Origin of the sequence: Pseudoalteromonas sp. Z1A8, from assembly GCF_011378855.1 — a bacterium.
GTDB lineage: Bacteria > Pseudomonadota > Gammaproteobacteria > Enterobacterales > Alteromonadaceae > Pseudoalteromonas.
The window spans coordinates 37,833-62,908 of record NZ_WTLB01000015.1; the positions used below are offsets into that span (position 1 = coordinate 37,833).

The 25,076-nt window shown below is 38.2% G+C and carries 17 protein-coding genes; 11 read left to right on the forward strand and 6 right to left on the reverse strand.

Features of this window, described 5'->3' with window-relative positions; all coding sequences use genetic code 11:
* Positions 1-16: 16 nt before the first annotated feature.
* From GQR55_RS07880 to GQR55_RS07895, 4 genes are all read right to left on the reverse strand, one after another.
* Positions 17-1,369 (reverse strand): magnesium transporter, encoded by a 1,353-nt coding sequence (locus GQR55_RS07880; RefSeq protein WP_166420150.1) that lies wholly within the window; start codon positions 1,367-1,369, stop codon positions 17-19.
* Between the two features lie 315 nt (positions 1,370-1,684).
* Positions 1,685-2,434 carry a serine/threonine protein kinase gene (locus tag GQR55_RS07885; protein ID WP_166420151.1) on the reverse strand — a complete coding sequence of 250 codons (750 nt, stop codon included), beginning with the start codon at positions 2,432-2,434 and terminating at the stop codon, positions 1,685-1,687.
* Positions 2,435-2,567: 133 nt separating this feature from the next.
* Entirely contained in the window at positions 2,568-3,056 is a 489-nt protein-coding gene (locus tag GQR55_RS07890; protein ID WP_166420152.1) for a MarR family transcriptional regulator, read from the reverse strand.
* A gap of 151 nt (positions 3,057-3,207) precedes the next feature.
* The gene (locus GQR55_RS07895; protein ID WP_166420153.1) at positions 3,208-4,875 is read right to left on the reverse strand and encodes a methyl-accepting chemotaxis protein; all 1,668 of its coding nucleotides are present in this window, start codon (positions 4,873-4,875) and stop codon (positions 3,208-3,210) included.
* 491 nt (positions 4,876-5,366) lie between these two features.
* On the opposite strand from GQR55_RS07895, the gene GQR55_RS07900 reads away from it, so the two are divergent.
* The 10 genes from GQR55_RS07900 to purU all read left to right on the forward strand — a co-directional run bounded on the left by GQR55_RS07900 (position 5,367) and on the right by purU (position 20,670).
* Positions 5,367-8,075 (forward strand): endo alpha-1,4 polygalactosaminidase, encoded by a 2,709-nt coding sequence (locus tag GQR55_RS07900; RefSeq protein ID WP_166420154.1) that lies wholly within the window; start codon positions 5,367-5,369, stop codon positions 8,073-8,075.
* Complete coding sequence (locus tag GQR55_RS07905; protein WP_166420155.1) at positions 8,075-11,359, forward strand: tetratricopeptide repeat protein; 3,285 nt, start codon at positions 8,075-8,077, stop codon at positions 11,357-11,359. The genes GQR55_RS07900 and GQR55_RS07905 overlap by 1 nt, the downstream gene beginning before the upstream one ends.
* A gap of 14 nt (positions 11,360-11,373) precedes the next feature.
* Positions 11,374-11,889, forward strand: coding sequence for a protein PelC (locus tag GQR55_RS07910; RefSeq protein ID WP_166420156.1), 516 nt, complete (start codon positions 11,374-11,376; stop codon positions 11,887-11,889).
* Positions 11,886-13,184, forward strand: coding sequence for a PelD GGDEF domain-containing protein (locus GQR55_RS07915; protein WP_166420157.1), 1,299 nt, complete (start codon positions 11,886-11,888; stop codon positions 13,182-13,184). Before GQR55_RS07910 ends, GQR55_RS07915 begins: the two co-directional genes overlap by 4 nt.
* Complete coding sequence (locus tag GQR55_RS07920; RefSeq protein ID WP_166420158.1) at positions 13,181-14,164, forward strand: protein PelE; 984 nt, start codon at positions 13,181-13,183, stop codon at positions 14,162-14,164. The genes GQR55_RS07915 and GQR55_RS07920 overlap by 4 nt, the downstream gene beginning before the upstream one ends.
* On the forward strand, positions 14,157-15,674 hold the full coding sequence (pelF, locus tag GQR55_RS07925) for a GT4 family glycosyltransferase PelF (protein WP_166420159.1): 1,518 nt from the start codon (positions 14,157-14,159) through the stop codon (positions 15,672-15,674). Before GQR55_RS07920 ends, pelF begins: the two co-directional genes overlap by 8 nt.
* Entirely contained in the window at positions 15,662-17,026 is a 1,365-nt protein-coding gene (gene pelG / locus GQR55_RS07930; protein WP_166420160.1) for an exopolysaccharide Pel transporter PelG, read from the forward strand. Before pelF ends, pelG begins: the two co-directional genes overlap by 13 nt.
* Positions 17,027-17,143: 117 nt before the next feature.
* Positions 17,144-17,446 carry a hypothetical protein gene (locus GQR55_RS07935; protein WP_166420161.1) on the forward strand — a complete coding sequence of 101 codons (303 nt, stop codon included), beginning with the start codon at positions 17,144-17,146 and terminating at the stop codon, positions 17,444-17,446.
* A 307-nt stretch (positions 17,447-17,753) separates the two neighbouring features.
* Positions 17,754-19,640: a hypothetical protein gene (locus tag GQR55_RS07940; protein WP_166420162.1), complete on the forward strand. Its 1,887-nt coding sequence runs from the start codon at positions 17,754-17,756 to the stop codon at positions 19,638-19,640.
* Positions 19,641-19,839: 199 nt separating this feature from the next.
* Positions 19,840-20,670, forward strand: a complete 831-nt coding sequence (gene purU, locus GQR55_RS07945) for a formyltetrahydrofolate deformylase (RefSeq protein ID WP_166420163.1) — start codon at positions 19,840-19,842, stop codon at positions 20,668-20,670.
* An 88-nt stretch (positions 20,671-20,758) separates the two neighbouring features.
* On the opposite strand, the gene GQR55_RS07950 is transcribed toward purU, so the two are convergent.
* Together GQR55_RS07950 and acs are read right to left on the reverse strand one after the other, a co-directional pair.
* Complete coding sequence (locus GQR55_RS07950; protein ID WP_166420164.1) at positions 20,759-21,409, reverse strand: response regulator transcription factor; 651 nt, start codon at positions 21,407-21,409, stop codon at positions 20,759-20,761.
* A 104-nt stretch (positions 21,410-21,513) separates the two neighbouring features.
* Positions 21,514-23,454 (reverse strand): acetate--CoA ligase, encoded by a 1,941-nt coding sequence (gene acs, locus GQR55_RS07955; protein ID WP_166420165.1) that lies wholly within the window; start codon positions 23,452-23,454, stop codon positions 21,514-21,516.
* A gap of 440 nt (positions 23,455-23,894) precedes the next feature.
* Here acs and GQR55_RS07960 point away from each other — a divergent pair, with 440 nt between their 5' ends.
* Positions 23,895-25,061: a DcaP family trimeric outer membrane transporter gene (locus GQR55_RS07960; RefSeq protein WP_166420166.1), complete on the forward strand. Its 1,167-nt coding sequence runs from the start codon at positions 23,895-23,897 to the stop codon at positions 25,059-25,061.
* Positions 25,062-25,076: the final 15 nt, after the last annotated feature.

Sequence of the window (25,076 nt, forward strand, 5' to 3'; positions counted from 1 at the left end):
CGAATTGGTATAAGGCTTATAAAAGCAATAAACTGCCTAAACCTAAAAAGGTGACAAACCCAACAATATCGGTAACGGTAGTTAAAATTACCGAACCAGATAACGCAGGATCAATTTTCATTTTGTCTAAAATAGACGGAATAACAACACCTGCTAGTGACGCGGCCACTAAATTCAATAATATGGCTACCGTAATCGTAATACTGAGCATTAAATCGTTAAACCATAAGAAGGTAAGTAGGCCTATTACAAATGCCCACACCAAACCATTTACAGCGCCAACACGTAGCTCTTTTTTTAGTAACGCATTGCGGTTTGAATCTGTAACCTGTCCAAGCGCTAAACCACGCACAATAACTGTTAATGTTTGGCTTCCTGCAATGCCGCCCATAGAAGCAACCACTGGCATTAATACAGCGAGTGCTACAACTTGCTCTATAGTTGCGCCAAATAAACCAATAAACCACGACGCCAAAAACGCAGTCGCTAAATTAATACCTAACCATATACCCCGGTTTTTAGCACTTTTTCGCACACTTGCGAACAAGTCTTCGTCTTCACGTAAACCACCGGCTTTAGCGGCTGCTTCGTCAGCAATCTCTTGGCGTAATTCGTACGCAGAGGCAATGGTTAATCGTCCGAGTAATTTATTGTCAGAGTTAACCACTGGCAGTGCCATTTTTTCACTGTGGATCACCACTTCTGCTGCTTCATATAAATCATCATCAGCATGGAGCGATGAAAAGTCATGATTCGCCAATGTCATTAAGCTGTCGGTATCGCTCGCTTTAATTAAATCGTTAACCGCAACCTCACCTATTAAGCTGCCCTTACGGCTTACTAAATAAATAACCTCACTGTATTGTGGCAAACCTTTGTGTAAAAGCTTTTTAGCGCCACCTGCGGTTAGCTTTTCCGATACTTTTAAAAAATCAAAACCTAACCAGTGACCAAGCTGCTCTGGCGGATATTGCTGCGCCAAGTCGTATTGCTTGGTTTGCGCTTCATCGAGTTGTTTTTTTGCATACTCAACAAATCGCTCTGGTATAACTTCTTCAAGTTCCAGTAACTCTTCTACATTAACTTCGTCAAGAAGCTTAAAGGCATCAGTGTCCTCTAGTGTTTGCAGTAACCACAAACAGCTGTCATCACTTAAATTAACAAAGATTTCGTGTTGTGTGTCTTCGTCAAGCAGTTGCCATATTTCTAGTCGTTGCTCTTTTGGTATCGCCTCAAAAAGTAATGACAAGTGCTCTGTAGAAAGCGTTAACTGCGCATCTGCTAATAACTTATTTTTACGTTCTGTTGTATCGCATTGCAGTAAATCATTTATGAGCTGTGGAAGTTGGTCTACCGGATACTCAATCATCTTAAAACCTTAAAATTTAAAAGCGCACATTACTTATAGTTTACTTGAACAATAAAAAATTGCAGAAAAAACGTGAACTTATTAAGCATACGCAGGCTATTTTTGCGCATTGTATGGGCAAACTAAATGCAGTACTAATATTTATTTTAAAAAATTAAAAAAACAGTAAAAGGAATTGTTTTTGAGGGATTAAACAACAAATAAGCAAACCAAATGGATTAATGACAATCAAAAAAAATCCCATATTAGCCAGGCTAATATGGGCAAAATCACACAATGAACTAGGTGTTTTTAAATTACGGTTTGTGCTTTAAATTAAAGTCTGTCAGTAATATTTCGTACTAAGTCAGAATCTACAAATTGAGTAATAAGTGCAGCGCCCCACGCATAGCCACGCTGTATTGGGTAGCCTTTAAAAATCCAGCGCTTACGCACGTGATTAAAATGTTCTAGGTAGTCTTGTTTAGATTGTGGCAAAGGTTGATCGCCTAGTTTATTCCATGCTTTATATACGCCCGACATATCAGAGCCTCGCATAAAGCGTTGCAACCAACGCGGAAAACGCGAAAAGCTAATGGTTGACTGAAAATCAATAAAATAAGGTTTACCGTCTGCGCCGCATAAAATATTACCCATATTACGTAAGTCTAAATGCACGATGCCTTTGCGGTGCATTTTTGCTACTTGGCGCTCAAGCTCGCTAAAAAAGTTAACAGGTAGTGTTTTGTCTTCATGAATTAAAGAGCGCAGTGGCGTGCCTTCAATATAGTTATAAGCCACAGCTATCGGCGATAACCTACAAAAGCGATTAGCAACAGCGTCAAGCTCAGCTAATCGGCTCAATCCTTTATATTCTTGATTTACAGATAGTCGCGCAAATGTTTTGCGAATAAGCCACGGGCTTTGGCTAAAATCTTTAACGATTAAATCAAATTCATCATCTTTATATCGATACACAATCGCGTTAGCAAAACGCCCCTTATGAACAACACTTAAGTGATGTTGCATAAAAGTATGTTCTGGATATTGCTGCTGTAATTGTACTAACAAATTATTTTCAATCATAACAAACCTAACAAGATGATAACACTAATTGCCTAGGCAACTATATTACCAAAATTAGATTCTACGCACAATCAGATCAGCTAATTTGCACGCTAACTTTCTATTGAAACAGTATCGCTATTTTATTGATAATCTATTTGTGAGGGGCTACTTCGGGTAATGAATCGAGGTTATTTATAGCTTTGAAGAGTAAGTCTATTATTTGGTTTTTTTCAGGTTCTGAAAAACCACTTAATGCTTGAGCATATACTTCATTTACTACTGGCATTATTTCTGGACAAAGGACTTTACCTTTTTCACTTAAACACAAAATAGTTGAGCGCTTATCAAGCTCACATTGTGTTTTAATAATGAGCCCCTTTTCTTCAAGCCTATTTAGTAAACGGCTCATAGCGCCACGATCGTAAACCATATACTCACATAATCCAGCAAGCGTATTAACCGACTTTCTCGCAAGTAGTACTACCACAATATATTGCGCTGACGTTAAATCCATAGGGAGTAATTTAGCATCGACATGAGTGGCTAATCTCGAACGTAAAAAAGACACTAAACGCCCCAAGTCTTGCTCTGGTGCCAGTTCTTCTCGAGTGCAGTGTTTAATTGATGGCATATTTTTCATGGCTATTTCACTATAGTAGATATATTTGCATGCAGATAGACCTTAGCAAATACAAAAAATTCAATAATTTTTATAAAAATTAAACAGCTAAAACTAAGCCAAAAAATAAAGCCGCAATCTGCGGCTTTATTTTATATAGCTTTAAGCTTTGTTAAATTTTAAACTGCCCAACAAGCTGGCCTAAGTTCTCGCCACGAGCAGCCAAATGCTGACCTACTGTAGAGGTGGTTTTGCTTGAAATAGTTAACTCATTAACTATTTCTTGAATGGCGAATACATTACGGTTTATTTCTTCTGTAACGCTACTTTGTTCCAGTGCTGCAGTCGCAATTTGCGTACTCATATCGTTAATTGATCTAACCGAGCTTGTTACTGCACCTAAACTTTCTGAAATAGCACGAGACGATTCAACTGAGCGGTTACAGCTATTTTGACTCGCTTGCATTGCGGCTACTGCATCTGATACTAAATTATGTAGCTCGCTCAACATTTCACTAATCTCTAGCGTACTAACTTGAGTACGACTAGCTAAACTTCTTACTTCATCAGCAACAACTGCAAACCCCCGGCCTTGTTCGCCCGCTCGCGCAGCCTCTATTGCAGCATTGAGTGCAAGTAAGTTTGTTTGCTCAGCAATTCCGCCTATTACACTTAGTACGCTATTAATTTTTTTAGATTGATCACTTAGTGAATCAACTTGTTTAGCGGCTAAGTTTATCTCGCCCATTAAGTTAGATACTTCACTGAGTGAAATATCAACACACTCTTGCGCTTTAGCAACTTCTTGCGTTGCCGCTTGGGTTGACTCTGCCACTTGGTTCGTATTTTGTGCCACCTCATGAGAAGTAGCCGACATTTCGGTAATTGCTGTCGCGACCAAGTCTGTTTCGTGATTATGATTAAGTAGTTTGTCTTCAATTAATCGTGTTTGTGTATTTATATCACCAGAAGCTGTTTTCACATCGTGTGTTACATCAACCACATTAGCAATAATGCCATGTAACTTACTTACGAACATATTGAATGCTTCGCCAAGTTGGCCTATTTCATCGTTAGTATCAATATCTAAACGCTTAGTTAAATCGCCTTCGCCTTTGGCAATATCGTCAAGGCTTTGCGCCATACGCTGTATTGGTTTTACCATTGTATTTGCGGCAATTAACGCACATATAATTGTTAAAACAACCCAAAATAAAGCAATTAATAATAATGTCATTACTTTATCATTCATGTGTTCTTGCATTGTCGTTTGGTATTTAACTAATTCGGCGTCTATATCATCCATATATGCGCCAGTGCCAATCATCCAGTTTGTGCCGGGGATCATTGCTGCGTAGCCCATTTTTTCAACTAGACCTGTCGTGTTTGGTTTTTGAAAATGATAGTTAAAAGCCCCGCCGCCTTTTCTTGCTTGCTCCAGTAAACCTACTATGATTTTTTTACCGTTAGGGTCTGTCATCCCTATTTTGTTTTGCCCTTCAATAGCATCACCTAATAATGCATGAAAAACACTAACGCCATTTGTATCATATATAAAAAAGTAACCACCTTGGCCAAACGTCAAGTCTCTTAAAGCGTTTTTAGCATCCTGCTCAGAGCCACTCGCTAATTGATAGCGAACAATTTTGCTAGCAATTTCAATTTCGGTGCTTAATAGCGTTTGTTTGTCACTTATTAACTTAGTTTGAAATGCTTCAAAATTTTGCTGCTGATTTTTATTCTCTAAATAATAAGAGCTCAGCATTAAACTGATCAAAAGTAGCATTAAGGGCAAAATAGCTAACAACAACAGTTTGTTTTTCAAGCTTAAATTACTCATTGTTTCTCCGGGGTGTATAAATGCACATATAGCGACAATAGCCAAAAAATAAATTACGACTGTTTACATCGTTTTATTGGGGTTTAAAAGCATAGTAATAAAAACAAAATTAGTGGGAGTAAACTCGTATCATGCTCAATTGGCAGATATTATAGTCGCAAGGTAGGTATTTTGACACTAAAAACACAGAGACCTTCGTATTAATTAATGTATAATTTGCCGCCCTTTCATAAGAGATTTAAAATTCTAATGACTGGATTGATCTAAACTTCATTTGATCGCGTATTAAAGCGGCTAATTAATCCCTATGTAATGAGTTAGCGCATTACTCATGTTAGTATAGATTTTAGGTTCATATAAATAATGAACATATAGATATTAATATTTTATTAACATATAATAAGCCTATATCACTAACACAAAATAACTAGAATAAAATCGGAACGCATCACTTTGAATCACAGTTATAATCTTATAAAAATGAATTATTAATGAAATATATTTTATACCTTGTATTTTTAGTATCTGCACACGTTCTCGCAACGCCTGTAAATAATAGTATTGCTTTTTACTACTCGGCACCTATGCCATTAGCCGAAATGACTTTTTACTCTCGCGTTGTCGTCCAGCCTGAACTTGTCACCGAGCACGAGCTTAATTGGTTTAAAAAACGAAACATTGCCGTTTACGCTTATTTAAGTGTGGGTGAATCGTTTAATAAAAGTGAGTCTTCACTTTCAGTCAATCCTAACTGGAATAGCCATATTGCCGATTTAACATCTACGCATTGGCAACAACAAATGCAAGATAGCGCAGCTACTTTAAAAGCACGTGGTTTCAGTGGTTTATTTTTAGATACGCTAGACAGCTATCAACTTTTAGATGACAAGCACAGTAAATCAGATCAACAAGGTGGCTTAGTCGCGATTATAAAAAACCTCTCTGGTACATTTAATAAGCATCTTATTCTTAACCGAGGCTTTGAGTTATTACCAAAGTTAACGGGTCTAGCTAACGACTTAGTTGCTGAGGGCTTATTTAGCCACTATAGCCCAACCGATAATAGCTATAAATTAACCACAGAGAACGATCAAGCTTGGCTAAGCGCACAATTAAAAACAGCACAAAACTTAGGTTTTAAAGTACAAGTTATTGATTATGCACAGCCTGACAACCGCCTTGTGATGGCACAAAAAATAAAACAAGCTGGCTTTACTCCTTGGGTAACAGATGGGCACTTACAAACATGGGGTACATCAACCATATCCCCAGTACCAAGGCGCATCCTAATTCCGTACAATAGTAATGTAAAACCACTCATTTACACTACCGTACATTTAAAGCTTGCGACCATGATTGAGTATTTAGGATATATTCCTGATTATGTTGATGTAGCTAAACGAGATTTACCGTTAGTAGATCCAAGTTTACATGCTGGTATTATTTCATGGACAAACAGCGATGCTTTTTACACCCCAACTATTACTAATTGGTTGGAAAGTAACTTAGGCGTTGTACCTGAGCTCATTATGGGTGAGCTACCGCAATCAACGAAACTATTACTTAACCTTGGTATTGAAGCGCTTAGCGTATTGCCTCCAGGCCCTTATGAACTTAATCATTTTACTACATGGCTAAAAGGCGAAGCGACAACATCGCCTGCGATAATTAAGCCCTACTTACTGAAATTAGCAACTGATGCCACCCCGCTTATCAATATAAAAGCGGCTGATGGAACTATAATAGTGCAGAGTACTAAAACAAAATATGGCGCGGTTGTTGTTGCACCTTGGCTTATAGATACCTTGCCAATGGAAGGTAGTAAATGGGTTATTGACCCACGTACACTACTCACCAAAGCAATGGGACTACCTCCGATTCTAGTGCCTGATACCACAACTGAAAGCGGTAGGCGTATGCTAACGCTGCATATAGATGGCGATGGTTTCACAAGCCCAGCACATTACGCAGGTAAACCCTATTCTGCAGAAGTGATTCGCGATGAAATAATTAAACGCTACAAACTCCCTTTGACTTCATCGGTTATTCAAGCTGATATTGAAAAAAGTGGCTTACATTCAAAACAAAGTGCCAAGCTTGAAGGTATAGCGCGCAGTATTTTTAATTTGCCTTATGTAGAAATTGCTTCACATACTTATAGTCACCCTTATTTTTGGACTGCGTTATCTGGCCTTAGAATAGTAGATAAAGATGAAGTAGATTATGGCTTTCATCTTGATGTACCTGGCTACAACAAAATAAGCTTAAAAAAAGAAATCACCGATTCAATAAAGTATATTGATGAAAACCTGACACCAAAAAATAAAAAAACAGTGATGATGTTGTGGTCAGGAGATGCAACTCCTGGCCCTAAAGCGCTTGAATTGGCTCGCGATGCTGGTGTGTTAAACGTCAACGGTGGTAATACAGATGTAAATGCCGATAACCCAAGCCTTACGCATGTATCTCCAATAGGCAGACCGGAGCGCGATTTGCTGTATCAAATTTATGCCCCCATATTAAATGAAAACGTATATACAGACTTATGGCATGGGCCTTATTACGGTTTTAGGCGCTTAACCGAAACGTTTGAAATAACAGAAAAACCATATAGATTAAAACCATACACTATTTATTTTCATTTTTACTCAGGTGAAATCCCTGCGGGACTAGACGCACTAAAACATAATATAGATTATGTTTTAGCAAGACCAAATACACCGGTACATCTGAGCCATTACGCAAAAGTAGCAAAAGACTTTTACTTTTCTGCGCTAGCAAAAAACAGTAATAATGAATGGTTATTTAGCTCAAAATACATTCGTACTTTACGAATTCCTACTGATTTTGACAGGCCAAATATTGCCCAAAGTGAAGGTATCTCAGGCGTCACCAAAAAAGGTGACTACATACACATTATTAATAACGTAGCTCGTCTTAGCTTTGATCACAGTCAAAATAGTAAAAAACCTTATTTAGCGTCTGCAAATGTTGTTATTGATAACTGGCAAGTTAACGGACCTGTTAGCTTTAAAGCGTGGGTACCTGCTTCACTTGATTTAATAAATGCACGTTCTTGCGAGTTTGTATCTAGTTTGGGAGAGCGCTTTAAAGGTATTACACGCGCTAATGTGACGCACTTTAATCTGCCAAAAGGTCAATTTTATGGCTATCTTAACTGCAATGGAGTCGCTCGATAATGAATGCTAAAAAGCGCCCTCAGTTAATTTCTGTAAAAACAATATTAGCGATATTAGCTGTAAGTTGTTTTGCACTATATGCGTTATTTCCTCATACCTTATTTTTTGAAGATGATGCACTTTCACAAGATTATACTTTTGAAAAATCGTATCTTAATGCAGCGCTTAACACAGAGCCAAATAACGAAAAGCTACGCGCAAAATTGGTTGAACTACATATAGGACTTAGCGAGTATTCACAAGCGACTAACGAGCTTGAAAAACTACCAAGAGGTGAGCGCAAAGCAACTCTTGAAATAAAGCTGCTTTACTCATTATGGCTAGCAAGCGGCGCTAAAGTTGACGATCGCTTTGAAGAGTTATCTTTAAAAATAGGTGCCCATAAAAACTGGAACGAACAAATACTAACTATTGCAAAAGCCGTTGGGTTAAACGCCAAAATTGCTCAGTATTATCAAAAAAATAAGCAACCTCTCCTTGCAGCCGATTACTGGTTAAGCGCAGGCGAACCAGCCAAAGCACTCGATATTTATAAAGCAAACATAAATGCTGACATTGCAGTCAAAGCGATTAAAACGGCACTTGGTGCAAATAATCCGATACAAGCTTACGCCTGGTGGAAAACCTATGGTGATAAAACCAATATTAAGCGTACGCTTTATTTAGCTAACTTAGCTGGCAACACAGAGGATGCAGCTCAAGCAATTGAAAACTTATTAAAGAGCGATCCAAATAACACCGACTACTTAACAAAAGCCATGCACCTGCGTTTAGCTAATGGAAATGCAAAAGGGGCAGAGCAATTACTCGCCAAACTATTACTACAAACCCCAAATGACAAAGAGCTACACTTACTAAATTGGAAAATAAAGCGCTGGCAGAACAAGCCTAAAGAAGCGCTTAAAGAGTTTAAATGGCTAATGTCGAACAGAGCTGTAACCCCAGCAATGCTTACTGACAGTGTTAATGACGCTGCGGCATTATATTTATACCAAGACGCCAACGATATATATGCATACAAAGCACAAAACCGACAATTAAAAGGCAACGGCTTTGCTAAGTGGATGCAAACAAACGAATTTATAGGCAACACAAAACAAGAACTTAGTAATATTGACCGTTTTGAACAAATAAATGGTAAGAGTGCATTATCACAATATTGGAAAGCGAAAGTACTTCACGATTCCGGAAATTTAAAAGCACTAAGAGCTTTATGGCCTAAATATAAAGGACCTAAAAATGAAGAAGACTTACTTTGGATGGCTCGTGCTTTTTGGCTTAAAGATGACTTTAAAACGGCATTGTCTATTTTAAAAAACAAACAACAAAGTACTGATGGAGAATTTTGGACCGCACGAGTAGATATGGCGATGCGTGTTCAAGATAAAAAAGATGAACTTTATGCTTTTGAACAATTAAAAGAAATCAGCACACTAAGCGTTGGCGATATGCTTCACTATCAACAATTAAAGTTTGAAGATGATCCTAAGGGCTTACTAAACTATTTATGGCAACAATCACCACTTCAGCCTAGGCAACTTATTAAAATTGCACTACTAAGCACACAAGTAAATGATGCTAAATCGGTTGCGCGCATTCATAAAGAGCTTGAAAAGCAACGCTACAATAAAGCCCTCTACCCTGCTTGGCTAATTCTTTCAAATTGGTATCAAAATCAGAGTGATCTAAATGCGACTTACACCACATTAAATCGTGCAGCAAAACTAAGTGAGTACAATCCTGATGTAGTACTTGCACAAGGTTGGTTAGCGCTGCAAATGCACGACACCGTAATGATTAGCCGTATTTTAACTCGCTATTCGGACAGCGATCCTACCTATGCGTGGACGCAATTATTAGCTAGCCTATCTATTTATGAAAAATCATATAACAGTGCTTACTTTTATTTACGAAAACTAGCTGTTGCAGATCCTAGTGACTTAACAACACTGGTTAACTTAGCCGATGTAATGAAGCAGCTTGGTTATTATGCGAATGCTGCCGAGCTAAATCACTATTTATTACAGTATTTACCTAAAGATAAATACGCATACAGAGGCCTAATGTACCGCTGGGCAGGTGCAATGGCAGTTCCTCATTTAATGCAGTTAAACATCATGGATGAGCTTGCGCCCGACACTATTGGTGAGCCTCAAGCAAACTGGTGGTTAGCACGCCGAGCTGCACAAAAGTTAGAACCTTGGCAAAAACTACAACTTTATATGACCAACGGCGAATTCAATAAAGCGAAACAACTAATAGCCGAAGGTTCACTAAGCAAATTAGATGAGCTAAACGCTCTACTCTATTTGAAGCAGCCATACGCAACAATGCAGCGTTGGTATGAAGAGCTGACTGGTGAGCTTGACGAATCACAACTGAGTTTACTCAGAAATGCACGCGCATCCTACTTTAGAGCGCTTGAAATAAACCTATCGCCAGAGGCTGGTTTAAACAGCAGCCAGTACGATGTGAACGTTTATTTTCCTTATGCTAGTGGGCAATGGAAATTAAGTTTAAGTAATCAGCAAAATCTTGATAACAACGGGTTGCTGTTTGCGATAGAAGATAAAATGACATTTGGTCGTTGGTATTTTGATGCAAAAATAGATTCTCACCAAGGCAGCTTAGTCAGCCGCCAAGGTCTTAGTCTTGATTCTCGTTATCAATGGGATTCTCGTACTCAGGTAGGTTTAAAACTTGAATATAATGTTGAAAACCGCCAATCAGAAGCGCTACTTAGTTATGCTCAGCTAGATAAAGCCACGGCCTATGTTAACTACAACATTGATAATAGACAAAATGTGCAGCTTTCGGCAGCCGCTATGTCTTTTTCTCGAAGAGACGATGGTAGTTCACTCATTAATGGCCAAGAATATAACGCGCGTTATCAGTACAGCATTTTAAAAGATCGCCCAATTTGGAACGCTTACTTTAGTGCGCAATGGCAAGACTTTGAGCACGTAAATGCACTTATCAATACCGCAAGCACTAACCCTTTGGCTATAGATATTCAGCCATTTAGACGCTTTGCACTAGGCACCTCATTTGCCTCAACGGGTTCATTAGAGCCGCCTTATTTAGGCGCAAACCCTTCGTGGTTATTTGATATAAGTACTGGCTATCAAACACTTAACGATACAGTAGATGTATCTGTTTCAAGTGGTGCTGGTTGGTCTGTACTAGGCGATGATTTATTTAAATTACAGCTGGGTTACCAAAGTAGTAATAAAGTGGGTAACTCAGATACACAATTACAATTAGGTTATTACGTACATTTTTAATGTTAGGAGAGAGTATGTTTCGTTTAATTATACCGTGTTTGGTATTACTATTATCTGCTTGTACCACCAGTAGAGTTGCTGATGATGTAGAGCTTAGCCCTTCAAAAACAGTGGCACTTATGCCACTAGTTAACCATGCTCAAACACCGCTTGCTGGTGAACGTGCTGAAGATATTTTAGCCAGTATTTGGCAGCAAAATAAATTGCCAACTCTTATACGCGCTCCTCGCGTAAACAGCAAAGAGCTTCCACCACTGGACGATCAATACCGTTTAGACAATGCTATGCAATGGTTAAGCACTCAACAAGCTGACTATGTACTAACAGGCAGCATTGAAGAGTGGCGCTATAAAGCAGGCCTTGATGGAGAACCAGTTGTTGCACTGACATTATCACTTACTGTAAACGGGCAAACAACGCCGATTTGGACGGGTACTATTGCTAAAAGTGGTTGGGGTCGCGATAGCATTGCAGCAACAGCACAAGATGTGATTGCCGATTTAATTTCTTATATAGAGGTTAGTGAGTGAAAACACATTTCCTTAGACCAAGAGACGTTCCTGAGCTACAAATATGGGCTGAGGTATTTATATTTACCGCGCTTGCTTTAGGGCTGCCTGTATTATTTAACGCAGAGGACCCATTTTGGACTGAGGGAGGGTTTTCGTGGCCTGTACTTGGCCCACTTTTAGTTTCTCTACGTTATGGCTTTTCAAAAGGCTTTATTAGTATTTTATGTTTGCTTGTTGGCCAACTTTTTTTACTTCAAGCAAATATTTTATCACCGCAAAGCGACTTTAATATTAACGCCATGATTGGTTACATTATTGTAATTATGATCACTGGCGAATTTAGGGATGTGTGGGAGCGTACTAATCAACAGCAAAGTATTCAGCTGGAGTACGTAACCGACCGCCTTGAAACCTTTACTCGTCAATATCATTTAATTAATTCATCTCACGATAGAATAGAGCAAATGCTAGCTGGCCATACGTTAAGCTTGCGTGAATCACTACAAGCAGTAAGAACCTCTATCGGGCTATTAAAAGAAAGAAGACTCGATAGTGCAGCACAAAAAATAATCGATTTATTTGTTGAGTACGGTTCACTAGAAAGAGCGGGGTTATATAAAGTTGAAAACGATACCGTTTTAGAACCACCACTTGCCTCTCTCGGCAACATGAGTCAAGTAACTGTAGATGATCCTCTTATATTAGCGATGATTGAAGAAAAAGAATTAGTATCGGTAAAAGACGAAAAAGCAGCATCGGGTACAAGCAAGTACCATATGGCAATCCCACTTATCGACGTAAACAATACTATTTACGGCGTTATTTTGGTTGAAAGAATACAATTTTTTGCGCTCAAAAATACGACTCTTACATTACTTGCTGTAATGGCTGGGCATATTGGCGACCTGCTGCGCCATGAAATAACAAATCCAGTAATGACCTATGAGGAATCTCCGTACTTTATTCGTCAAATTAAGCGCGCGAATAAAGAAGCCAAACGATACAACATTCCATCGCAGCTACTGAAAATCAAAGCCGAGAATATTACGGATAAATCAACTCAACTTATGAGTTATTTAAGTGAAGCCCGCAGAGGTTTAGACATTTACTTATATGATGATAAAAATCAAATATTACTGCTATTAATGCCATTGGCTGATGAACTTGAAAAAGCAGGATTTATTGCCCGAGTGAACACTTGGTGCAAAGAGCGTACGGGTAACACCTTAGCTGAAATCGACATTGTTATTGAACAGCAACTCGCTCTGCCTATAAGCTCAGATGACATAAAGAGATTGGTTTCACTTTCATGATTATAATTATTGTAGCAGCTATATTAGGGTGTATTTGTCAGTACTTTGCACTGATAGAAGTATTGGAAACACCTAACTGGTTTTTAGCTATATTATTACACGCTTTTGCTAGCATCTTTTTTGCTATTGTTAGCTATGTTTTTATACCTAAAAAATACAAAACCACTCCTTATAGCTCTTTTTTGCTCATGTTTTTATTATTATTTACATTACCTGTACTTGGAATTATTGGCGTTGTAGTAGCGCTTACTTTTGCTCTTTGTAAGCCTCTCAAAAACGATGATATAGAAATTGAAGAGCATAAAATACCTGAGCTTCCTTTTGAAGCTAGAGCAATATCTGCAAATCCAACTTATTCTATTGGCGGGCTAAAAGCTATTTTAAAGCATGCTAGTGAGCCAAATAAGCGTCTAAGTGCAGTAATGGCAGCTCGTCACATGAGTGACTCACAAGCAATTCCTATTTTAAAGTTAGCACTTAAAGACTTAGAAGATGACATTCGGCTACTCGCCTACTCAACTCTTGATGGTAAAGAAACCAAACTTAACGAAAAAATCAGTTTATACCAGCAAGAAATAGCCGTTACGACTAAGCAACCAAAGTTAAGTAATTTACAAAAACAACTAGCCGAACTTTATTGGGAACTGAGTTATTTAGGTTTAGCGCAAGGTGCACTGCAAAAATACGTTTTAGAAAAGGCCGAAGCACTTGCACAGCAAAGTATTGAACACGTAAAAATACCTGCAACCTTTATATTTTTAGGCCGTATATCTTTAGCCTTAGGTAAATATGAAATAGCTCACGAGTACTTAATTAAAGCGACCGAATTGGGTATGGCAAGGCGCCATGTACTGCCCTATAAAGCCGAAGTTGCCTTTTGTATGAACAAGTTTGACGACTGTAAACGCTACTTAAAAGAACTCCCAGAACAACCAAAGGGCAGTGAATTACGTCATTTACAGGAGTATTGGCATGAGTAATAAAAATGCAGATATTTTACTGCTTTTAGAAGGTACTTACCCTTATGTGCGTGGTGGAGTATCTAGTTGGGTTCATCAAATAATTGAGGGGTTACCTCATTATAACTTTGAGCTTGTTTTTATAGGTGGTGCGCCAGAGCATTATGGCGAGATTCAATATACTTTGCCTAAAAACGTTACAAAACTGCATGTTCATTATTTAGTTGAAAATGACACCTCTGAAATAAAAGCTAAGCATGGGGTTAAATATAAAAAAGAACTCTTTGATTTTTGGCAGCAACTACAAAATTATTTTAGAGATTGTAATGAGCCGATACCCACTGAATTATTAAAATTTGCATTTGAAACCTTAGCTAAAAAAGATGGTATTAACGAAGCCGACTTTTTGTATAGTGAATCGTCATGGCAAGTACTCACTAAATACTATTCAACTTATTGTGATGAATCCTCTTTTATTGACTTTTTTTGGTCGTATCGCAATTTATATAAACCACTATTCAAAATAGCCGAAATTGCACGAGGGCTTCCTAAAGTTAAACTTATTCACTCAATATCTACCGGATATGCTGGTATTTTAGGCTCTGGTGCCAGTGTAATAAGCGACACTCCCTTTTTGTTGACCGAACATGGAATTTATACCAAAGAGAGAAAAATAGATCTTATTCAAGCCAGTTGGATCAAAGAATCAGAACAAAGCCTAGGTAAAAACTTAAATACAGAAATGGGCTTTATTCGCCGTATGTGGATTAACTTTTTTGAGCAAATTGGCCGAACAACATATCAAGAAGCTGATAAAATCATTTCGCTATACGACGGTAATAGGCAACGCCAAATAAAAGATGGTGCCGCACCAGAAAAAGCATTCGTGGTTCCTAACGGCATTAAAACAGTACGCTTTATTGAAGCACTTGAGCAGCGCCCAAAACACATCCCACCTATTGTTGGATTAATTGGACGTGTAGTGCCTATAAAAGATATTAAAACCTTTATACGTGCGATTAAAGAAGCGCAGTCGGTACTGCCAGAAGTAGAAGGTTGGATCATCGGCCCCTTTGAAGAAGATCCACAATATTACAAAGAATGTGAATTACTTGTAGCCAGTCTTGATTTACAAAATAATGTTAAATTTTTAGGTATGCAAGATATTACCAAAATCTTACCAAAACTTGGGATTGTAGCTTTAACCTCTATTTCGGAAGCGCAACCTTTAGTGCTTTTAGAAGCAATGGCAGCAGGTGTACCAGTACTTGCTAGTGATGTGGGCTCGTGCCGCGAAATAATAGAAGGCGGCACCGATGAAGATAAAGCATTAGGTAAAGCCGGTGAAGTTGTCTCTATTGCTTCACCAAGTGAAACAGCACAACAAATATCAAACATGCTAACCAATGAGCAAGCCTGGCTTGAGTATCAAAAAAGTGGTTTAGACCGCGTACAAAAATTTTATGACGAGAGCCACATGTTTGCCCGTTACGATAAACTTTATAAGGATACAATGGCATGGCCGGAATAGGTTTTGAGATACGAAAGATTCTCAAAAAAAATACCCTGCTCTCAGTTTTTGAAGCTTACGGCTACGCGGGCTTAATAGGCTCGGGCCCTTGGTTGCTCTCTATTGTAGCGCTCATGCTCATTGGTATTTTAAGTTTAGGCATTGTATTACCTAAAGTACTTATCATTCAGTTTTTAACACTCGTTACCTACATGATGGCCGCCTCACTTATTTTAACGGGGGGTTTGCAGTTATTACTAACTCGATTTATTGCCGATTTATTTTTTCAAAAAGAAGAGGCAAAAGTACTCCCTAACCTACTCGGGGCACAACTTGTAACAACAATAGCCGCGCTATTAGTCGGCTTAGCCGTTTGGCCTATGCTTCCTATACCCGTAGTCACTAAGATAATAATTTTAGGTGCCTTTGTAAGCCTATGTAACCAATGGCTTGGTGCTATTTTTCTATCGGGCATGAAAGAATACCGACTGATTTTAATTACCATGTTAAGTGGTTACGCCTTTATGGTGTTACTCGCATATTTACTGAGAGACTGGCAACTAGACGGTTTGTTTTTTGCTTTTTTTGCAGGTGAAGCCCTACTCTTTTTTAGCTTTTTATTCATGATTATTCGCCGCTACCCGGGTGAAAAGCTCATTAGTTTTGACTTTTTAAGTAATAAAAAAGTGTATTACAGCCTGTTTTTCTGTGGTCTATTTTATAATATTGGCGTGTGGGCTGATAAAATCATTTTTTGGTATTCTCCGAGCACATCAATTCAAATTATTGGCACCTTGAGAGCCAGCCCTATTTACGACTTACCTATATTTTTGGCCTATTTGTCTATTATTCCTGGTATGGCAGTGTTTTTAGTAAAAATGGAAACAGACTTTGTAGAAGAGTACGACCGTTTTTACACTGCTATCCGTAAAGGGTCACCTCTTGAGGAGATCTATATATTGAAAGACAATATGATCCAAACTGCACGTGCCGGTTTATACGATATATTTAAAATTCAAGGTATTACCGTTGCATGCTTATTATTATGGGGTGAGCAAATACTGACCTTTATAGGCATTGATCCAAACTATAAAACGCTTTTGTTTATTGATGTAGTTGGTGTAGGCGTACAAGTTATATTTTTATCTATTTTAAATATTTTATTTTATTTAGATAAACGCTCAACAGTACTATTTTTAGCAGGGTTGTTTTTAGTAATAAATGTTGTTTTAACTTTACTATCTATCGCGTTTGGGCCGCAGTTTTATGGTTACGGCTTTGCATTAGCAACTATTATTACCTCGGTAGTAGGATTATTTTGGCTTTCAAAACAATTTGAAGATTTAGAATACGAAACATTTATGCTGCAATAGCAGGTTATAAAAGTACAAGATAAAGGCTGCAAACTGCAGCCTTTATCTTAAAAAACGCATCGTTTGTAATTGACGTAGGATAAAATTATTCAATGTTTATTATCGTAGGAGCTTTTAATGAAAAAATCGTTTGAATTCACGCTCAAATCAAAAAAAATTAAAATAATAAATTTTTGGTTTGGTGGTATTAAGTTATATGTAAATGGTGACTTGCGTGATTTTGATAAAACACTTTTTGCTATTAGCAATAAAGCTCTGCTATCTGCAAATCTTGATGATATTGGCATTCTTGAAATAAAGCCTTTATCAGGGCTAATTTCTGTAGAAATTGATGCATATCTTGTAAATGGTACTGATATACAATACGTATATAGCTCACATAAGCGCCTTAGCTTAAAAGAAAAAAGACTTACGCAGTAAACGTAATAAAACTAACCTTGTCTGGGGAGAAGCTAAAATAATAATACTTGCCTTACTTTCGCTTAGTTTTACCTAATTGAGCTCAAATTTTCAAAACTAAACATCGTTAATAATACTTTGTATTAACTTCCCCAAATCTATATTTCAAAACATAGAATGTATCACTTTAAAATAACCTTAAACTGAACGACTTTATTGATATATAATCAAAAATTGAGCAAAAACAAAAATACGATATATATAATGGTTATTATAACTATGCTTATATTCTCCCTTAATTGGGCATGCTGTTTAAAAGGAGCATTCAATGGCTTTTGATTATGGATCGATTGATCTTGGACTAAAAAACCCCTTCAAACTTGAAGGTAAAGTAACAGCTGTAAGAGGACTCATTGAGTCTATAGCGGGTATTAGTTTACTTGTTATTGCTGCGGGCTCAGTAAAAGAAGATACAACCGCTGGATGGATTTTAATGGTGTTTGGCATGCTTATTTTAGCATTCGGCATTCGCTCACTTTCAAGTGGTATTTATGCAACGCTTAAATATTTTGTAGGCAGAAACCACCCTACTTCACTTGCTTATAACTACAGCAAATCACAAGCATCAACCGCCCAAGAAGAGAAAAAAGAAGTAGCCTACAGCGCGCAATCACTTGAAGAAATGCTGGTTGGTCGTAAAAACAGTACGTTTAAAGAACCTAATGGTTTTTTATCACGTTTGCTTCACAGCTTAATTCCTAAGTTATTATTCCTACCTTATCCGATTCGTAATGTTGCCCAGCGCTTATTTGGCTCATGGGTAAGTACACTTGTTGCCCTTATTGCTTATGGCCTTGTGGCATTTGTATCTTTATCGGGTTTTACCGGTGAAGCTGGCGAATTAGCATTTCCTGTTTATAGCGCAATATTAATGTTTTACGTGCTTTTTTCATGGCGCTCTACGGGTAAACCTATCTCTCGAAATGCTGAAAAAAACATTGAAGCACTTGGCACTGGCGCACTCGCTAAAATTATTTCTTTATCTTTTATTCTACCAATCGCTATTGGCCTTTCTATGTCATGGTTAATGAAAGAGCAACGCATTAGTAAACAAGAAATAGATAGCTGGCTTGAACAATTGCCAAGCCTTCATGCTGGAATGTACTTAATTGCAATTATTATATTAGCGACTCTAAGCTGTGCGCTTGCTTTCATTATGATTAAAGCACGTTTAAATTCAGTGACACCTTCAGCTGAAGTATCAGAGCTACGTGAAAACTGGCAAGAATCCGTTCATCCAGACGAAATCTTTATAAACCTAGATAACCTAGTAATGGCTAACCGCCGTTATAAAGAAGTACCTAACAGAGTTTATCGCGAATTAGATCCTAAGCTTCAAGAACAAATTGAAGGAAAAGGCGGTTTTAAAGGTGAAATGATTCAAGAAATTCAACCTAAACTGCACTCAATGGATTTAGGTAAAAACTTCTCGTTAGCAAGGCTAATTTCTTTAGTGAGCGGTAACTTACTTTATATTGTAGCGTTGGCGTTTACTGTATTTTTAGCGTATTCGCTTATCAACATTTACCATTATGTTGACGCGGCAAATATTAATAGCTTTAAACAAGCATTTAGTAACCAACATGTTGTTCAATTTAGTGAGCTATTAATGACAAGCTTTCACTTATTACTAATTTGTATTCTCATTAAAGCATTCGCGCAATTGCTAACAAATACAGCTCATTTATTTTTTGCTGAAATGCAGTTTGAATCACTATTGGTATATTTTAAATGTGAAGGCACATTTACTGAGTCTAAAATATCAACTGGTACGGGGATTCATGATAGTACCCGCTCAGAAAATACGTTAGTACGCAGTAGCATAACGCCTTGGATTATTGTATCTCGTGTTATTTCTACTACGTTTGCAGCAACGGGTATGAAAAACCTTGAGCACCCTCGCCATATTATGGAAATGCATAAAGACGAAGGACAATTGCAAGCAATCAAAAAAGACGTTATCGCATTCTTGAAAGACCGTGAATCTATCGCCTCAATCACCAGTGAGCGTGATTTAGGTAATGCGTCGCAAATACATCAATTAAACCAGCAAACGCGTGCTATACCTACTCAGCAAGCGATTACTAAAGATGACGAAGAAGCAGCAGGCTATTTAAGACAAGAAGAAAACTTATCTCCTGAACCTAAAGCCTAACTCCTTTATTATTAATGCCACCTTGTTAAATTAGGTGGCATTTTTTTATCCTTTATTAACCTCTATTCAATACATTTTAACTTTACTACCTCTTTTATACTCAACAACATGATTAATATTGGATTAGTCCACAAAGCCCTTGCTTTATGTGCCAAAACACAAATAATGAAGTATTAATCACAGGGTAAGAATGAGGACAATGAGCTATATACTAACCACCCAATGTGCTGATGATGTAGGCTTAATAGCTAAAATCACAGGACTTTGTCATAAAAACAATTTGAATATTACGCGTAACAATGAATTTGTAGATAAAGATGCACAGCGCTTTTTTATGCGTACAGAGCTTACAGGCGAGCCACAAAGCGACTTTTTAGATAAACTACGACAATTGTTACCACAAGGCGCAAAGCTTGCGCTACATTGCGGCGCAAAAACAAAAGTGGTTTTACTTGCCACTAAAGAAGCACATTGTTTAGGTACTGTATTACTCAAACAGTTCGAGCAAGCCCTCAACATTGAAGTATTAGCCGTTATTGCTAACTACCCTGACTTAGAGCCATTAGCAAAAGGGTTTGATGTGCCATTTCATGTGGTATCGCACGTAGGGCTTACTCGTAGCGAGCACGATGAAAAAGTAGGTGACTTAATTGCCAGCTATAACCCTGACATTATTGGTCTTGCCAAATACATGCGTATTTTAAGCCCTGAGTTTGTTGGCCGATTCGATAATAAAATTATTAATATCCACCACTCATTTTTACCTGCATTTATTGGTGCAAAGCCTTATCATCAGGCATTTGAGCGCGGTGTAAAAATTATTGGCGCAACGGCTCATTTTGTAAACAATGAGCTGGATGAAGGACCTATCATTCTTCAAGACGTAACAAGCGTAACGCACGCTAATACTGCAGAAATGATGGCAAAAATGGGTAAAGACGTAGAGAAAACCGTATTTAGCAAAGCACTACAACTCGCCTCTGAACACAAGCTATTTATTAATGGAAATAAAACCGTGGTGTTTTCTTAGCATTAATTATTTTATACATAAAAATATGCCAGCATTGTTGCTGGCATTTTTTTGCTCATAAATAAGCAAGTGACTTTTAAAATATAAATTATGCCTGCTCTATCGGTTCTAGTTTTAATTTTGCGGCAATTAAAACGGCCTGGGTACGATTGTACACGCCGAGTTTTCTAAATATGGCTGTAATGTGTGCTTTTACTGTCGCTTCTGATATGTGTAGCTCATAGGCAATTTGCTTGTTAAGTAAACCTTCGTGCAGATATTGCAGCACTCGGTATTGCTGGGGTGTTAATGAGGCAACTTGCGCTGCTATTTCTCGGTCTTCACCTTCTATTTCAGCTACTTTGTTTTTTAACTCTTTTGGTAGCCATGTATCGCCTTCAAGTATTTGGTTTATTGCGCTGGCAATATCATCAGACGATGACGATTTAGGAATAAAACCCATCGCGCCATAACCCATTACTTTTGAAACTATATTAGCGTCTTCACTACCTGAAACTACAGCAATAGGTAAGCTTGGGTATTCTTCTCGAATACGAATAAGACCATATAAATCACCATTACCTGGCATGTGAAGGTCTAGCAGTAATATATCAAGATCCTCTTGCTCGCTTAACACTTGCAGTGTGCTGTCAAAATCGGAGGATTCAAAAACGTCTAAACCTTCAAACTTTGCGCTCAATGCGCCCTTTAGTGCTTCACGAAATAACGGATGATCGTCCGCTATTAAAAACTGACTCATGGTTCACTCCTAATAAATTCGGCTGCCAGTTAGGTATAAAACCATTACTAACAGCCGATATACTACGTTTAGAATCAACTTGTAATCAAGTTTTTAACGCACATTTAGCGATTTAATCTGTTCTCGATTAGTTCATCGACAACAGAAGGATCGGCAAGCGTTGATGTATCTCCTAGTTGTTGGTGCTCATTTGCAGCGATTTTACGTAAAATACGACGCATAATCTTGCCTGAACGCGTTTTAGGTAAACCTGGAGACCATTGAATCATATCTGGTGATGCTATTGGACTAAGCTCTTTACGAACCCAGTTACGTACCTCTTTGGTTAACTCATCACTGACTGTTACGCCTTCATTTGGCGTAATGTAAACATAAATACCTTGGCCTTTAATGTCATGCGGGTAACCTACAACTGCAGCTTCTGCAACTGCTGGGTGTGATACAAGAGCACTTTCAATCTCTGCAGTACCTAATCGATGACCAGATACATTAAGCACATCATCTACACGACCTGTGATCCAGTAATAACCATCTTCATCACGACGACAACCATCACCTGTAAAATACACACCTGGGTAGGCACTAAAGTAAGTTTGCTCAAAACGCTCATGATCGTTATAAACCGTTCTCGCTTGTGATGGCCAGCTATCTAAAATAACTAAGTTACCATCTACAGCACCTTCAAGTGTATTACCTTCAGCATCAAATAATGCAGGAGCAATACCAAAAAATGGATGTGTTGCAGAACCTGGTTTTGTATCAGTAGCACCTGGTAATGGCGTGATCATAATGCCACCGGTTTCTGTTTGCCACCACGTATCAACAATCGGGCAATTAGATTTACCAATACTCTCGTAATACCACGTCCACGCTTCAGGATTAATTGGCTCACCAACCGAACCTAAAATACGTAAACTATCGCGATTTGACGAGGCAATTGGCTCATCACCTTTCGCCATTAATGCACGGATTGCTGTAGGCGCAGTATATAAAATAGTAACGCCGTGTTTATCAACAATTTCACCCATGCGCCCAGCTGTTGGGTACGTAGGTACACCTTCAAATAAAACTTGCGTACAACCGTTTACCAGTGGTCCGTATGCAATGTAGCTGTGGCCTGTGATCCAACCTACATCGGCACTACACCAATACACATCGTCTTCTTTTAAATCAAATACGTACTCGTGTGTCATTGATGAGTAAACTAAGTAACCACCTGTGGTATGCACAACACCTTTTGGCTGTCCGGTCGATCCTGACGTATATAAAATAAAGAGCGGATCTTCAGCATTCATTGGCTCTGGCTCACACTGCGCTGGTAAATCAGCAACTAGGTCATGCCACCAAATGTCATGTTCATTCCAATCAACTTCGCCGCCTGTTAATTGATGTACTATAACGTGTTCAATTGAAGTCACAGTATCTTGTGCAACAGCTTCATCAACGTTTGCTTTTAGTGGTACACAATTACCCGCTCTGCGCCCTTCATCTGACGTAATAACAACCTTAGCACCCGAATCTCTAATACGGTCGGCAATCGCTGAAGGTGAAAAGCCACCAAATACAACAGAATGAATAGCACCAATACGTGCACAGGCTTGCATTGCATACACAGCCTGTGGCGTCATAGGCATATAAATCGCTACGCGATCACCTTTTTGCACACCTAACTTTTTTAAGCCATTAGCAAACTTAGCAACTTCATCATGCAGCTGCTGATAAGTAATATTCTCGCTTTGAGATGGACTATCACCTTCCCAAATAAGCGCAACCTTATCGGCTTTGGTTTTTAGATGGCGGTCAATACAATTGTACGAAGCATTTAAATAGCCATCTTCATACCATTTAATATTTATGTGACCTTTGTCGAATGATGTGTTTTTAACTTTAGTGTAAGGAGTAGACCAATCGAGGCGTTTGCCATGCTCACCCCAAAAACCTTCAGGGTCATCAATAGATTGCTTATAAAGCGTATTATATTTATTTTTATCTACAAGAGTCGCATCTTTAATATGCGTCGGAACTGGATAGATACTTTGTGACATCTTCGTCTCCATTAAATTACTTGCCTTAGGCTCTTATCAAGGATTACTCAGCAGTGCCTTATTAAGTATTAGACCTTAGTTGTATTCCTCTTCATTTTGCTCATTTGTAGTTTATAATCCTTCTGCTTTCAATTTTTTTACATAAATAATACAACGCGTTAAATGTAAGTAAATACAAACTTATCTACTCTAAAACCTTAGTCTTATAGACCAATAGGTAATTGAGTAAATATTGCACATATTCAACAGTGTTCGGTACTGTAATAAACGTATTTACTGTAGTACTTACTAAAATCTTTATTTAACGAATGAAAACAATATGTGTATTGAAAAGCTAAATTAACACCCTTTTTATTCGTAAGTAATACTCGTAGCAAGTAATACAACCTTACATGAAAAAAAAAGTAACAAACAACAAGTAGCCTATAAAGGACACCACAATGAAATTTACCCCATTAAAAACATTGGCAGCAAGCGCTGTACTATGTGCACTATCAAGTACTGCATACGCGGCAACTGCTGCAAAAATTGGTGATACCGAATTTACTTACGGTGGATACATTAAACTCGACTCTATGTGGAGTGATTATTCAGCGGGTGCGCCTGCAGGCTCAAACGTAGGCCGCGACTTTTACGTACCAAGTACACTAACAGTTGGCGACGATAACAGCTCAGATGCTGTATTTGACATGCATGCACGTGAATCACGTTTTAACTTTGGTACTTCAACGTTAATGGATAACGGTAAGACCGTAAAAACTAAAATTGAAATTGACTTTCTAGCCTCTGCAACTGGCGGAAATGAACGTGTATCAAACTCTTATGCACCACGTATTCGCCACGCGTTTGTTACTTACGATGGTTGGTTATTTGGTCAAACGTGGTCTAACTTCCAAAATGTAGGCGCACTTGCTGAAACACTTGATTTTGTAGGCCCAGCTGAAGGCACTGTGTTTGTCCGTCAATCGCAAATTAAATATACCACTGGCGCATGGTCTTTCTCATTAGAAAATCCAGAAAGTACAATTTCTACGGCTGGCGGTATGGTAGTTACTGATGATGCATCATTACCTGATTTTACAGCTCGTTATACGCACAAAGCAGATTGGGGTAATGTTGTTGTTGCCGCACTTGCACGTCAACTTACTTACAAGGTAGGCGGTGTTGATGCCGATGAAACATCGTTTGGTGTAAGTGCTTCAGGTAAAATAAACCTTGGTGAAGACAACCTTAAATTTATGCTTACGCAAGGTAAAGGCTTAGGCCGTTACGTAGGCTTAAACGTTGCTCACGGCGCAGTACTTAATGGCGATGAACTAGATGCGATTGACTCAACTTCTGGTTTTGTTGCTTACCAGCACAAATGGACAAGTAAATGGCGCTCCACGTTCTTATACTCATTCTTTAGCGCTGATAACAACACTGATTTATTAGCTATTTCTGGCGAACCGACAGAATCAAGCCAAAGCTACAGCGCAAATATTCTATACTCACCCGTTAAACGTTTAACGTTTGGTGCTGAACTAAAGCATGCTGAACGTGAAACCGAAAATGGCGTAGATGGCGATTTAGACCGTTTACAATTTTCCGTTAAATACTCTTTTTAATAGTAAAAACCTAAT

Coding starts and splice junctions, on each gene's coding strand:
- GQR55_RS07890 (WP_166420152.1), bottom strand. CDS start 3,056: ATGAAAAATATGCCATCAATTAAACACTGCACTCGAGAAGAACTGGCA.
- GQR55_RS07935 (WP_166420161.1), top strand. CDS start 17,144: ATGAAAAAATCGTTTGAATTCACGCTCAAATCAAAAAAAATTAAAATA.
- acs (WP_166420165.1), bottom strand. CDS start 23,454: ATGTCACAAAGTATCTATCCAGTTCCGACGCATATTAAAGATGCGACT.
- pelF (WP_166420159.1), top strand. CDS start 14,157: ATGAGTAATAAAAATGCAGATATTTTACTGCTTTTAGAAGGTACTTAC.
- GQR55_RS07895 (WP_166420153.1), bottom strand. CDS start 4,875: ATGAGTAATTTAAGCTTGAAAAACAAACTGTTGTTGTTAGCTATTTTG.
- GQR55_RS07960 (WP_166420166.1), top strand. CDS start 23,895: ATGAAATTTACCCCATTAAAAACATTGGCAGCAAGCGCTGTACTATGT.
- GQR55_RS07885 (WP_166420151.1), bottom strand. CDS start 2,434: ATGATTGAAAATAATTTGTTAGTACAATTACAGCAGCAATATCCAGAA.
- pelG (WP_166420160.1), top strand. CDS start 15,662: ATGGCCGGAATAGGTTTTGAGATACGAAAGATTCTCAAAAAAAATACC.
- GQR55_RS07910 (WP_166420156.1), top strand. CDS start 11,374: ATGTTTCGTTTAATTATACCGTGTTTGGTATTACTATTATCTGCTTGT.
- purU (WP_166420163.1), top strand. CDS start 19,840: ATGAGCTATATACTAACCACCCAATGTGCTGATGATGTAGGCTTAATA.
- GQR55_RS07905 (WP_166420155.1), top strand. CDS start 8,075: ATGAATGCTAAAAAGCGCCCTCAGTTAATTTCTGTAAAAACAATATTA.
- GQR55_RS07900 (WP_166420154.1), top strand. CDS start 5,367: ATGAAATATATTTTATACCTTGTATTTTTAGTATCTGCACACGTTCTC.
- GQR55_RS07920 (WP_166420158.1), top strand. CDS start 13,181: ATGATTATAATTATTGTAGCAGCTATATTAGGGTGTATTTGTCAGTAC.
- GQR55_RS07880 (WP_166420150.1), bottom strand. CDS start 1,369: ATGATTGAGTATCCGGTAGACCAACTTCCACAGCTCATAAATGATTTA.
- GQR55_RS07950 (WP_166420164.1), bottom strand. CDS start 21,409: ATGAGTCAGTTTTTAATAGCGGACGATCATCCGTTATTTCGTGAAGCA.
- GQR55_RS07940 (WP_166420162.1), top strand. CDS start 17,754: ATGGCTTTTGATTATGGATCGATTGATCTTGGACTAAAAAACCCCTTC.